Origin of the sequence: Glycomyces buryatensis (assembly GCF_004912275.1) — a bacterium.
GTDB lineage: Bacteria > Actinomycetota > Actinomycetes > Mycobacteriales > Micromonosporaceae > Glycomyces > Glycomyces buryatensis.
Window position 1 is genome coordinate 235,985 of the sequence record NZ_STGY01000067.1, and the last position, 12,311, is coordinate 248,295.

8 protein-coding genes are annotated in these 12,311 nt (G+C 70.2%); 6 read left to right on the forward strand and 2 right to left on the reverse strand.

From position 1 onward, the window contains the following. Window positions 1-60 precede the first annotated feature (60 nt). Window positions 61-531: a Dps family protein gene (locus FAB82_RS19345; protein ID WP_136536175.1), complete on the forward strand. Its 471-nt coding sequence runs from the start codon at window positions 61-63 to the stop codon at window positions 529-531. A 97-nt stretch (window positions 532-628) separates the two neighbouring features. On the opposite strand, the gene FAB82_RS19350 is transcribed toward FAB82_RS19345, so the two are convergent. After that, the gene (locus tag FAB82_RS19350; RefSeq protein WP_136536176.1) at window positions 629-2,035 is read right to left on the reverse strand and encodes a glycoside hydrolase family 10 protein; all 1,407 of its coding nucleotides are present in this window, start codon (window positions 2,033-2,035) and stop codon (window positions 629-631) included. Window positions 2,036-2,253: 218 nt separating this feature from the next. On the opposite strand from FAB82_RS19350, the gene FAB82_RS19355 reads away from it, so the two are divergent. After that, complete coding sequence (locus FAB82_RS19355) at window positions 2,254-2,679, forward strand: hypothetical protein (RefSeq protein ID WP_136536177.1); 426 nt, start codon at window positions 2,254-2,256, stop codon at window positions 2,677-2,679. A gap of 25 nt (window positions 2,680-2,704) precedes the next feature. On the opposite strand, the gene leuS is transcribed toward FAB82_RS19355, so the two are convergent. Further along, the gene (leuS, locus tag FAB82_RS19360; RefSeq protein WP_136536178.1) at window positions 2,705-5,521 is read right to left on the reverse strand and encodes a leucine--tRNA ligase; all 2,817 of its coding nucleotides are present in this window, start codon (window positions 5,519-5,521) and stop codon (window positions 2,705-2,707) included. A gap of 295 nt (window positions 5,522-5,816) precedes the next feature. Between leuS and FAB82_RS19365 the strand changes: the two genes are divergently transcribed. From FAB82_RS19365 to FAB82_RS19380, 4 genes are read left to right on the forward strand one after another with little or no spacing between them, the layout of a single operon-like run. Then, window positions 5,817-6,818, forward strand: a complete 1,002-nt coding sequence (locus FAB82_RS19365; RefSeq protein WP_246039722.1) for an AAA family ATPase — start codon at window positions 5,817-5,819, stop codon at window positions 6,816-6,818. A gap of 2 nt (window positions 6,819-6,820) precedes the next feature. Then, on the forward strand, window positions 6,821-8,071 hold the full coding sequence (locus tag FAB82_RS19370) for a DUF58 domain-containing protein (RefSeq protein ID WP_136536180.1): 1,251 nt from the start codon (window positions 6,821-6,823) through the stop codon (window positions 8,069-8,071). Next, complete coding sequence (locus FAB82_RS19375; protein WP_136536181.1) at window positions 8,068-10,401, forward strand: transglutaminase TgpA family protein; 2,334 nt, start codon at window positions 8,068-8,070, stop codon at window positions 10,399-10,401. The genes FAB82_RS19370 and FAB82_RS19375 overlap by 4 nt, the downstream gene beginning before the upstream one ends. Before the next feature lie 10 nt (window positions 10,402-10,411). Next, window positions 10,412-12,139 carry a DEDD exonuclease domain-containing protein gene (locus tag FAB82_RS19380; protein WP_246039723.1) on the forward strand — a complete coding sequence of 576 codons (1,728 nt, stop codon included), beginning with the start codon at window positions 10,412-10,414 and terminating at the stop codon, window positions 12,137-12,139. The last annotated feature ends 172 nt before the right edge of the window (window positions 12,140-12,311 follow it).

A 12,311-nucleotide genomic window follows, 5' to 3' on the forward strand; every position in this document is an offset into this window, starting at 1 on the left:
TCCCCCACTACCCTGACCTGAGACACTGGGAATAACGAGAATTCCTTGCGAGGTACCGAGATGTCGACAGTCCGATCCAGCCTTTCCGACGAGAACCGGGACACCACCGCCGAGGCCCTGCAGGGCGCGCTGGTGGATCTCATCGACCTGTCGCTCGTGGGCAAGCAGGCGCACTGGAACGTGTACGGCCGCAACTTCCGGTCGCTGCACCTGCAGCTGGACGATATCGTCACCTCGGCCCGAAATGCCGCCGACACCGTCGCCGAACGGGCCATCGCCATCGGCGTGAGCGCCGACGGACGGGCCGCCACGATCGCGGACAACACCTCGATGCCCAAGATCCGCGAGGGCCAGATCGCCGACTCCGAGGTCGTGACCCTCTTCATCGAGGCCTACACCTCGATCATCGGACGAATGCGCGAGCGCATCGCCGCAACGGAGTCCGCCGACCCGGTCAGCCAGGACATCCTCATCGGCATCACCGCCGAGCTCGAAAAGCAGAGCTGGATGTTCCAGGCCGAACTCAGCTGACCAGCCGTCAGCAATACCCATGAACGAGCCGCCGCGATCAGCGACGAGGACATGGGACCGGTGGGCCGGAGCGCTTCGCGCTCCGGCCCACAGTTCGTCAGGCGGGCGTGCAGGTCACCGCCGGGAGCGAGGCGGTCGATCCCTCCGACTTGGTGATGTTGAAGCCGAAACTGGTCGACTGCCCGGCGCTGAGCGTGCCGTTGTAGCCGGCGTTCGAGGCCGTCACCGCCTGGCCCGAGAGGGCCCCCTCGATGCTCCAGGCGTTGGAGATCCGCTCCGATCCCGGCCAGGTCCACGTCACCTTCCATCCCGAGAGGGACTGCCCCGCGGTCACGGTCGCCGAATACGTCGCTCCGGCGCCCCACTGGCTCGCCACCGACAATGTGGCGGTGCAGCCGTCGCCCGCGGGCGGCGGGCTGGTGGTCTCGCCCGGGGTCGACGGGTTGCCGCCGCCGGGGGTCCCGCCGAGGGCGGCCAGCACGCCGTCGTAGGCGGGCTTGGGGTTGTAATTGTCGTCGAACAGCAGCGGCGCGCCCTCGCCGGGGAAGACGTCGGGCACCCAGGAGTCGACGTCCCGCAGGCCCCAGACCGTGACGCCCGAGCAGTCGACCAGGTCCGCGCACAGCTCGGTGACCCGCTGGAAGTCCGCCTTCTGCTGGGCGAGCTCGTTGCCGTCGGCCGGCATCGGAATGCGGATGTCCAGCTCGGTGATGCGCACCTTCAGGCCCAGGTCCACAAAGCGCTGGAGGTTGGCCTCCATGGTGCTCGGCACCTGGCCCAGGATCAGGTGGGACTGGAGGCCGACCCCGTCGACCAGGTCCTGGTTCGCCAGACCCTGCGCGATCGTGTAGATCCGGTCGGACTTGGCGCCGATGGCCTCGATCGAATAGTCGTTGATGTACAGGTCCGCGTTCGGATCGGCCGCCCGCGCGTACTGGAAGGCCTGCGCGATGTAGCCCTCGCCGAGCCTCTGGAGCCAGAACGAATCGCGAAGCGCCCCATTGGAGTCGCTGACGACCTCATTGACGACGTCCCACGTGGCCACGTCGCCCTCGTAGTGGTCCATCACCGTGGTGATGTGGTTCTGCATGGCCGACTGCATCTGCGCGGCCGAGAGGTTCTGGACCCAGGACGGGGTCTGGGAGTGCCAGACGAGGGTGTGGCCGTGAACGGACTGGTCGTTCTGCTGGGCGAAGTCGACGATGGCGTCGCCGCCGGCGAAGGTGAACTGGCCCTGGGAGGGCTCGGTGGCGTTCCACTTCATGGCGTTCTCGGCGGTGAGCGAGTTGAACTCGGTGGCGACGAGGTTGCGGTAGCTCGCGTCGTTCTGCAGCTTGTTGACATCGACGGCGACACCGATGTCCTTGCCGATCGCGTCGGCCGAATCGCGGAGGGTCGTCTGGGCGTGGGCGAACTGGGTCGACATGGCGACGCCCAGCGTCGCCGCGACAACGGTGACGAGCCCCGCGGTCCAGGCTCGACGGCGGGTGCGGGTGGACAGCATGGAATCTCCTCATGCTCGGCCGCGCGTGAGGGGACGTGGCACTGGCGGACGGGAGCGGAGCGCTCCCAAAGGTAGGCCCAGGCTAATCCACGTATCGATTACTGTCAATACTGTCCGGCCGCGACGATCCGAGGCCCGCACCCGCCGGTCCCCTTGCGGCCGAACCAAGGCGCCCGTGCCCGGGACCCCTCCCGCAGTTCGGGCCTTACCGTGCGGGCATGGAACTCGACGAATCGACGCCGCGCACCAGCCCTCCCGGCAAGGTCGTCACGGCACTGGTACTGACCTGGATCCTGGGGGCCGGGTCCCTGCTCCTCGCCTTCAGCACCTGGGCGACCTTCGGCGGCATGGACAGCCTTGGGGACTTCCTCTACTACTACCCGGCCCAGGCGTTGGTGGTCCCGCTCATCGGGTGCGCGCTCATCGCCTCGGCGATCGGCCTGCAGCAGCGGAAGAACTGGGCGAGGGTCACCGCCATGGTCTTCAGCGCCGTCTTCACCGTCGGCTCGCTCGCCAGTCTGGCCACCGGCGCTGCGGGCTTCATCGCGCTCGCCCTGTGCATCCTCATGTACGCCATGCTCATCAGCGCCGACGCGAAGGAATGGTGCGGGCGCCCGCCGAGAAGGCGACGGGCGCGAACCTGACAGCCCGCGCCCGCTCATCTCGCGCTTACTTCGCGACGATCGAGACCATCTTGCCGGGGACGACGATGACCTTCTTGACGTCCTTGCCCTCCAGGTTCACCGCGACGTTCTCCTCCGCCAGGGCGGCCTCGCGGACCACGTCCTGAGCGGCGTCGGCGGCGACCTCGATGCGGCCGCGCAGCTTCCCGTTGACCTGCACCGGATAGGTGACCGTGTCCGCCACCAGGTAGCGCTCGTCGGCGCGGGGGAAGTCGGCGTAGGCCACGCTCTCGGTGTGGCCCATGCGCTCCCACAGCTCCTCGGCGATGTGCGGGGCGACCGGCGCGACCATCCGCACCGCGGCCTCGGCCGCCTCGCGCGGCACCGAGTCCAGGCCGGTCAGGTGGTTGTTCAGCGTGATCAGCTTGGCGATGGCGGTGTTCATGCGCAGGTGCTCGTAGTCCTCGCGGACGCCGGCGATGGCCTGGTGCAGCTCGCGCAGCGTGGCCTGACCCGGGGCGTCCTCGGAGATGGTGACCTCGCCGGTCTCCTCGTCGATGACGTTGCGCCACAGGCGTTGCAGGAACCGCTGAGAGCCGACGATCGCGCGGGTGTCCCACGGCTTGGAGTCGGCCAGCGGGCCCATCGACATCTCGTAGACGCGGAAGGTGTCCGCGCCGTACTCGTCGCACACGCCGTCGGGGGTGACGACGTTCTTCAGCGACTTGCCGATCTTCCCGTACTCGCGGTCGACCTTCTCGCCCTCGTAATAGAAGACGCCGTCTTCCTCGGTGACCTCTTCGGCCGGGACGTAGACGCCCCGCGAGTCGGTGTAGGCGTAGGCCGAGATGTAGCCCTGATTGAACAGGCGGCGGAAGGGCTCCCGGCTGGAGACGTGCCCCAGGTCGAACAGGACCTTCTGCCAGAAGCGGGCGTACAGCAGGTGCAGGACCGCATGTTCGACGCCGCCGATGTACAGGTCGACGCCTCCGACGTCGCCTTCGCCCTGCGGACCCATCCAGTAGGCCTCGTTGGCCGGATCGGCCAGCGCCGCGGTCGAAGTCGGGTCGGTGTAGCGCAGCTCGTACCACGAGGAGCCGGCCCAGTTGGGCATGGTGTTCAGCTCGCGGGTGTACATCTTCGGCCCGTCGCCCAGGTCCAGTTCGACCTCGACCCATTCCTTGGCGCGGCCCAGCGGCGGCTCGGGCGCGGTGTCGGCGTCCTCGGCTTCGTAGGTCTTGGGCGAGAAGTCGTCCATTTGGGGCAGTTCGACGGGCAGGTGGTCGGCGGGCAGCGCGACGGGCAGGCCGGTCTCGTCGTAGACGATGGGGAACGGCTCGCCCCAGTAGCGCTGGCGGCTGAACAGCCAGTCGCGCAGGCGGAACGTGGTGGCCGCCTCGCCGCGGCCGTGTTCGACCAGCCAGGCGGCGATGCGCTGCTTGGCCTCGGGGACCTTCAGGCCGTCCAGGAAGCCGGAGTTGACCACCACGCCATTGATGTTGTCGGTGTAGGCGGCCTCGCCGTCCCACTTTTCCGCGCCGGCGACGACCTGGCGGATGGGGATGTCGAAGGCGGTCGCGAAGGCGAAGTCGCGCTCGTCGTGGGCGGGCACGGCCATGATCGCGCCGGTGCCGTAGCCGGCCAGGACGTAGTCGGCGATGAACACCGGTACGTTCTCGCCGTTGACCGGGTTGGTGGCGTAGCCGCCGGTGAAGACGCCGGTCTTGACCTTGGCGTCGGCCTGGCGCTCCACATCGGTCTTGGCGGCGGCCTCGGCGCGGTAGGCGGCGACGGCCGCGGCGGGCGAGGCGTGCCCGCCGGTCCAGGACTCGGGCACGCCGGCCGGCCAGGACTCGGCGGTCAGCGGGTCGACCAGGGCGTGCTCGGGGGCCAGGACCATGTAGGTGGCGCCGAACAGGGTGTCGGGGCGGGTGGTGAACACCCGCACGTCGCCCGCGTAGGTCGCGAAGTCGGCGTAGGCGCCGGTGGACTTGCCGATCCAGTTGCGCTGCATGGACTTCAGCGACTCGGTCCAGTCCAGGCCGTCCAGGTCCGACAGCAGCCGGTCGGCGTAGGCGGTGATCCGCATCATCCACTGCTTCAGGGTGCGGGTGTACACGGGGAAGTTGCCGCGCTCGGAGCGGCCCTCGGAGGTGACCTCCTCGTTGGACAGCACCGTGCCCAGTCCCGGGCACCAGTTCACGGGCGCCTCGGTGACGTAGGCCAGGCGGTGGTCGTCGACGGCGCGGCGGCGCTCGATCGGGCTCAGCTCGGCCCAGGCGCGGCCGTCGCCGGTGGTGCGCTCACCGGACTCGAACTTCGCGATCAGCTCCTCGATCGGGCGCGCCGCGTCGACCTCCGAGTCGTAGTAGGAGTTGAAGACCTGCAGGAAGATCCACTGCGTCCACTTGAAGAACTCGGGGTCGGTGGTGGCGAACTCGCGGCGCTTGTCATAGCCCATGCCCAGGCGCTTCAGCTGGTCGCGGTACCGCTCGACATTCTCGGCGGTGATCTCGGCGGGCTGGCGCCCGGTCGCGATCGCGTACTGCTCGGTGGGCAGACCGAACGCGTCGAACCCCATGGGGTGCAGCACATTGAAGCCGTCCATGCGCAGGAAGCGCGAGTACGCGTCCGTGGCGACGAAGCCCAGCGGGTGGCCCACGTGCAGCCCCGCCCCCGACGGGTACGGGAACATGTCCATCACGAACTTCTTCGGCGCGCCCGCGCGCGGGTGGCCCGGCTCGGCGAGTTCACCGACCGGGTTGGGGGCGCGGAAGGTCTGCTCGGCCTCCCAGCGCTCCTGCCAGCGCGGTTCGATCTCGTTCGCCAGGCGGGCGTCGTAACGGTGTGCGGGTTCGCTCATGACTCGTCCTGTGTCCGGTGTCGCTCGGGTTTGATTCGGCGGGATGCGGGTTCCCGTCCCTGAACAGCAAAAAGCCCCTGACCATGCAGGGGCGCCGTGCCGGTGGGAACCTGCACGGCTACGTAAGGAGCAGCTCGAAACGCCGAGACATGTCGTAAGTGTAGCCGATCCGGCCCCAGGTCGCGCGGCCCGCCGCGCGCCCCGGCCCCTTCGCGTCGCCCGAGTACGATTGCCGGGAGCCATTTGTAACGGCGCGGCGATTCCCACCTCACTTTACTTTTCCCCGGGAGGACCATTGACCTTCGAGTCATCCCCACCGCAGCAGGTCCCAGCTCCGCCGCTGAGCTCTCAGGAGTTCAAGGCGACTGCCGAGGCGATCCTGACCAATGTCGAGTGGGTGATCGAGGGCAAGTCCCCGACGATCCGGTTGGCCCTCGCGGTCATGATCGCGGAGGGCCACCTGCTTCTGGAGGACGTCCCGGGCGTCGGCAAGACCCAGCTGGCCAAGGCCCTGGCGCGGTCGGTCGACTGCTCGGTGCGGCGCATCCAGTTCACGCCCGACCTCCTCCCGTCCGACGTGACCGGGGTGAGCATCTTCGACCCCGAGAAGCGCGACTTCGTCTTCAAACCGGGCGCGATCTTCGGCAACCTCATCCTCGGCGACGAGATCAACCGGGCCAGCCCCAAGACCCAGGCCGCGCTCCTTGAATGCATGGAGGAGCGCCAGGTCACCGTCGACGGCAACACCTATCGACTGCGCAGCCCCTTCATGGTCATCGCCACCCAGAACCCGGTGGAGATGGAGGGCACCTACCCGCTGCCCGAGGCCCAGCGCGACCGGTTCACCGCGCGGCTGGCCATCGGCTACCCCGACCTCAATGCCGAGTTGGCGATGCTCGACCACCGCGGCGAGTTCAACCCGCTCGAGGCGCTCAAACCGGTGTGCGACGGCGAGATGATCGTCCGCATGATCGCCACCGCCCGCGCCGTGCATCTGGCGCCCGAACTGAAGCGGTACGCCGTCGAACTCATCGGCGCCACCCGGACCAATGCGCAGGTGCGCCTGGGGGCCAGCCCCCGCGCCACCCTGCAGCTGCTGCGGTGCGCCAAGGTGCTGGCCGCGATGGACGGGCGCGACTTCGCGCTGCCGGACGACGTGCAGCAGCTGGCCGTCCCCGTGCTGGCCCACCGGATCATCCCCACGACCGAGACCACCATGGGCGGCAACGACTCCGCCTCCATCGTGGCCGACATCCTGCGTCATGTGCCGGTGGTGTCGCAGCCGGGGAGGTACTAGGAGTGGAGCTCACCGGGCGCGGCAAGACCCTGCTGGCGGTGAGCGTCGCGGTCGGCGTCACCGCCTTGGCGGTGGGCGAGGGCGACCTGCTGCGGGCGGCCCTGCTGGCGGCGGTCGCGCCGCTGGGCGGGCTGCTGATCCTGAGGTGGACGCGGCCGAGCCTGGAATCGAACCGGGTGCTCAACCCCCCGCAGGTCGAGGCCGGGCAGCCGACGCAGGTGCGACTGGGCATTCAGAACACCGGGCGGCGCCGTCCCCCGGCGCTGATGCTGGAGGACCGGATCCCGTACAAGCTGGGGAACCGCCCCCGCCTGGTGCTGGAGCGGCTGTCCCCCGGCGCGCGCAGCGTCGTCAACTACACCATCAATCCCCCCACCCGCGGCTCATATGAGTTGGGGCCCTTGACGGTCCGCTGTTCGGACCCGTTCGGTCTGGCGGTGGCGGTGCAGGAGTTCCCGATGACGACGCCCCTGATCGTCACCCCGCGCATCGAGCACCTGACGCACCTGCGGCTGCCTGGCGGCGCCGGCATGTCCTCGGGCGAGTCGCAGGCGCAGTCCGTGGCGATCTCCGGCAATGACGACATCGCGATCCGCGAGTACCGCATCGGCGACGACCTGCGCCGCGTCCATTGGAAGGCCAGCGCCCACAAGGGCGAGCTGATGGTGCGGCGCGAGGAGCAGCCGTGGGAGAACACGGCCGCGATCCTGCTCGACGTGCGACGGTCGGCGCACCGCGGCGAGGGCGACGCGTCCAGTTTCGAGTGGATGGTCGGCGCGGCCGCATCGGCGACGGTGCGGCTGGCGGGCGACGGCATGGACCCGCGGCTGGTGTCGGCGTTCTCCGAGTTCGAATGCCGCCAAGGCGATTACGGCGAGGCGATGCGGTACCTGGCGACGGTGTCGGCCACGACCGGCGCGGAACTGTCGCGCATGGTGGAGAAGACCAAGCGGCACCGTTCGGTGACCGCGATCGTCGCGTTCCTGGGGCACCTGACGCCCGAGGAGGCCGCGACGCTGGCGCGGATGTCGCGTCGCGGCAGCGACTGCACGGCGCTGCTGCTGGACGCGGCCCGCTGGATCCCGCGCCATCCGAACGCGCAGCCGGATCAGGCCGATCGGGCGATGGCCGAACAGCACCGGGCCGCCGCCGCGGTCCTGGTGCGGGCCGGCTGGAGGGTGGTCCCGGTGATGTCCGGTACCGAACTGCGTCGAGTGTGGACCCGACTTGGCTCCTGGAGGGTCGCGGCATGAGCGGACAGCGACACGCGACCCTGGTCGCGGCGGCCAGCCTCGCACTGACGATGACGCCGATGTTCGGCCTGTTCGAGGGCATCTCGTGGACGTTCCCGATCCTGCTGACGATCACGGTCGTCGCGGTGACCGGCTCGCTGGTGCGAGCGGGCGGACGCGGCCAGGGCCTCCAGACGCTGTCGATGATCGCGGCGCTGCTGGTGCTGCTGACCGCGGCGTTCGGGAACGGCACGGCGATCGTGTTCGTCATCCCCACCCCCGCCACCTTCCAGGAGTTCGCGTACCTCATCAGCGTGGGCGTCGCCGACGTCGTCACCCAGGCGCCGCCGGTCGCGGCGGAGGGCGGCATCCTGTTCCTGACGATGGCCGGCGTCGGCATCGTCGCGATCCTCCACGACATGTTCGTGGTCGGCCTGCGCACCCCGGCGCTGTCCGGGCTGACGCTCCTGACCATGTACCTCGTGCCGGTGTCGGTCGCCCCCGATGCGACCTCCTGGTTCTGGTTCATCCTCCCGGCGGCGGCGTACCTGTGGGTCCTCGGCGACGACAACCTGCGGCGCGTCTCCCGGTTCGGGCACCGGTTCACCGGGCAGGGACAGCTGGTCGGACCCAGGTTCCCCTCGCCGATGGCGTCCGCCGCCCGGATCTCGGCGGTCGTGTTCATCACCGTGACCCTGATGATCCTGGCGGTCATCCCCGCCAATACCTCCGGACTGCTCGACCAGGTCTCCAACGGCGTCGGAGGCGACGGCGGCGACGCGAACGGCCTGGGCAGCCTCAACCCCTGGGCGCAGCTGTCCGGGTCGCTCCAACGGCCCGACCCGGTCGAGGTCGCCCGGCTCACCACCGACGACCCCTCGCCCCGCTACCTGCGGATGCACATCGCCGACCAGCTCTCCAGCGACGGTTTCGAACCCTCCGACTACGCGGACCTGGAGCCGCTCGACTCCCTCGATCCCGCCGGCGGCGAGACCTTCACGGCCCAGGTGACCAACCTGGGCCTGTCGGACGAGGTCGTGCCGGTCTACGGGCGGCCCTCGTCGATCGAGATCGACGGCGACTGGGGCGTCGAGCCCAACACCGACGTCATCGCCGCCGACGGCACCAGCCTCGCCGACGTCGACTCCTACAGCTTCACCTACTCAGACCCCTCGCCCGAGGCCGCGAACCTCGCCCGGGAAGGCACGATGGACCCCTCCGATCCGGCCTGGGAACGCAATACCGACCACCCGGACGTCCCGGAACTGACCGACCGCGTCGACACCCTCATGGGCGAGGCCGGAGCCACCACCGTGCACGACAAGGTCCTGGCCGTCAAGGACCACCTGTCCTCGGCGAACGGGTTCACCTACTCGCTCGACACCATCGACGCCGGCAACGACGAGGCGATCCTCGACTTCCTCGACACCAAGCAGGGCTACTGCCAGCAGTACGCCGCCGCGATGGCGTGGATGCTGCGCGAGGCCGACGTGCCCGCGAGAGTCGCCATCGGACTGTCCCAAGGCACCAAGATCGACGGCGAGTGGAGCTTCTCCACCTCCGACTTCCACGCCTGGGTCGAGGTCTACTACGAGGACTCCGGCTGGGTCACCTACGACCCCACCCCGTCCGGCGGCGTCGCCGGTTCGGTGGCCTTCCCGTGGGCGTCGGAGCCGACCGATACGGACGAGCAGCCGAACCCGGACGAGACCGATGAACCCACCGACGAGGCCAGCTCCGCGGCCCCCGACGACCAGGACCCCTCGGCGAACGCCGACCCGACCGACGGCGTGACGCAGGACGCCGCGCCCGACTCCGAGAGCGGCGGCTTCGGATTCAATCCGGCCTGGCTGGCGCTCCTGCTGCTGGCCGTCCCGCCGTTCATACCGATGCTGTGGCGAGGGGCCATCCGCCGCTCCCGCCTGTCTCCGGGACGCCTGAGCGCCACCACCGCCTGGGACGAGGCCCGCGACCTCGCCCGCGACTACGGTGCGCCCCTTGCCGACTCGCTCACGCCCCGGCAGGCGTCGGTGAAGCTCGCCGCCGCCGCCCCGGGCGCCGCGCCCGCCGCGGAGGCACTCGGTTCGGCGATGGAGGCCCATCGCTACTCACCGCGGGGCGCCGACCCGGCCGGGCTCGGCGACGCCGTCGCCGACCTGCGGACCGAATTGGACCGCGGGGCCGAGCCGACGCGCCGGTGGCGGGCCCGGCTCTGGCCGGCGTCCCTCGCGACCTGGCTCGTCGCCTGGCGAGAAAGCGCCGCCGACCGCCTGTCCGGGGCACAAAGCCGAATGGGGCGAACGCGACGTTCGAACGAACACCCGAACGGGACTGTCACAGGCCGCCCGTAGTCTTTGAGCCGTGATTGAGAGCGGAGCAACGGGCACCGGATACGAGCAACCGGCTCTGACCGACCTCGGCACCCCGCTGTCCGAGGTCACCTTCTGCGTGGTCGACCTCGAGACCACCGGGCTGGCCGCCGACGCCTGCGGCATCACCGAGATCGGGGCCGTCAAGGTCAAGGGCGGACAGGTCCTCGGCGAGTACTCCACCCTGGTCGATCCGGGCGAGCCGATCGACCCGCGCGTCACCCGCCTGACCGGCATCACCGACGAGATGGTCGCGGGCGCCCCCGCCATCGGCGCCGTCCTGCCCTCGTTCCTCGAATTCGCCTCGGGCGCGACCTTGGTAGCGCACAACGCCGGCTTCGACGTCGGATTCCTGCGCAACGCCTGCGAGTTGACCGGTACGCGCTGGCCACGGCCGCCGATCGTCGACACGGTCGTGCTGGCGCGCAAGCTGACCGAGAAGAGCGAGGTCCCCAACCGGAGGCTCGGGAGCCTGGCGCGGCTGTTCGGTTCTCCGGTGACCCCGAACCACCGGGCCCTGGACGACGCCCGCGCCACCGTGACCGTCCTGCACGGACTCATCGAGCGGGCCACCGGCCACGGCGTGGTCACCGACACCGACCTGGTCGAGTTCTGCCGCGCCATCCCCTCCGAACTCCAGCGGCGCAAGCGGCACCTGGCCGAGGGACTGCCGCACAAACCGGGCGTCTACATCTTCCGCGACGCCGACGACCGGGCGCTGTACATCGGCGTCTCGGTCGATGTCGCCGCCCGCGTCCGCTCCTACTTCTCGGCGGGCGAGCAGCGGCGCCGGCTGCGCGACATGATCGCGTCGGCCGAACGCGTCGAGGTCATCGAGTGCGCCCACCGGCTGGAGGCCGGGGTGGCCGAGCTGCGGCTCATCTCCGGCGGCAAGCCGCCGTACAACCGGGCCGGAAAGAACCTGGAGTTCCGCAGCTGGGTGCGATTGACCGACGAGCCGTACCCGCGCCTCCAGATCTCGCGCAAGCCCCCCGAGCCCGGTGAGCCGCGGCTCGGCCCGGCCTCGGGCTCCCAGGCGCAGGCGGCGATCGCGGCCATCGAGGCGGCCCTGCCGATCCGCTCGTGCCGGACCAGGCTCTCGCCGAAGCGGACCTCGGCCACGTGCATCCTCGGTGAGATCGGCAAGTGCGCCGAGCCGTGCCGCCACACCGTTTCAGTCGAGGAGTACGCCGCGATCGCCGCCGATGCCGCGCGGGCGTTGGACTCCGACCCCGCGCCGGTGGCGGAGGCCGTCGCCGGGCGACTGGCCGAGCTGTCCGAATCGGAGCGGTTCGAGGCCGCCGCCGAGCGGCGCGACGAACTGGCGGCGTTCCTGGAACTGTCGGCGTCCACGCAACGCGTCAGGGGCCTCGTCGCCGCCGGAGAGATCGTCGCCGCGGGCCGGGCCCGGGGCGGCGGCTGGGAGGTCGCCCTGATCCGCCACGGCACCCTCGCCGGGGCCACCCGCACTCCCCCGCGGGCCGACCCGATGCCGCACATCGAGCGCCTGCGCGCCACGGCCCGCTCGGTCGAGCCCGTCGCCGACGTGGTCGACGCCGCGCACGCCGCCGAGGCCCGGCTGCTGCTCGACTGGCTCTCGCGCGACGAGGTCCGCCTCGTCGACGTCGACCAGCCCTGGGCCTGCCCGCTCGACGGCGCCGAACGCTGGACCGGAGCCGTCACCTCCGAGCCGGGAGTGCGGCGCGGTCCGTTCGGCTGAGCCGAACGGTCACCGCCCGGCCCGAGCCACGTCGCCGTCCGTTCGGCTGATCCGGATCGAGCCGCGTGTCCGAGTCGCACATCACCGAATGTGACCGAGGACTAGTCGACAATTCGGACCTGTGCGATTTCTAATCCACTTCCGCCCCTTGCCTTTCGGGGGTGCTGCCGAA

What these genes read in the sequence shown, in the direction of transcription:
- FAB82_RS19345 (WP_136536175.1), top strand. Translation starts at nt 61, where the DNA reads ATGTCGACAGTCCGATCCAGCCTTTCCGACGAGAACCGGGACACCACC.
- FAB82_RS19375 (WP_136536181.1), top strand. Translation starts at nt 8,068, where the DNA reads ATGAGCGGACAGCGACACGCGACCCTGGTCGCGGCGGCCAGCCTCGCA.
- FAB82_RS19355 (WP_136536177.1), top strand. Translation starts at nt 2,254, where the DNA reads ATGGAACTCGACGAATCGACGCCGCGCACCAGCCCTCCCGGCAAGGTC.
- FAB82_RS19350 (WP_136536176.1), bottom strand. Translation starts at nt 2,035, where the DNA reads ATGCTGTCCACCCGCACCCGCCGTCGAGCCTGGACCGCGGGGCTCGTC.
- leuS (WP_136536178.1), bottom strand. Translation starts at nt 5,521, where the DNA reads ATGAGCGAACCCGCACACCGTTACGACGCCCGCCTGGCGAACGAGATC.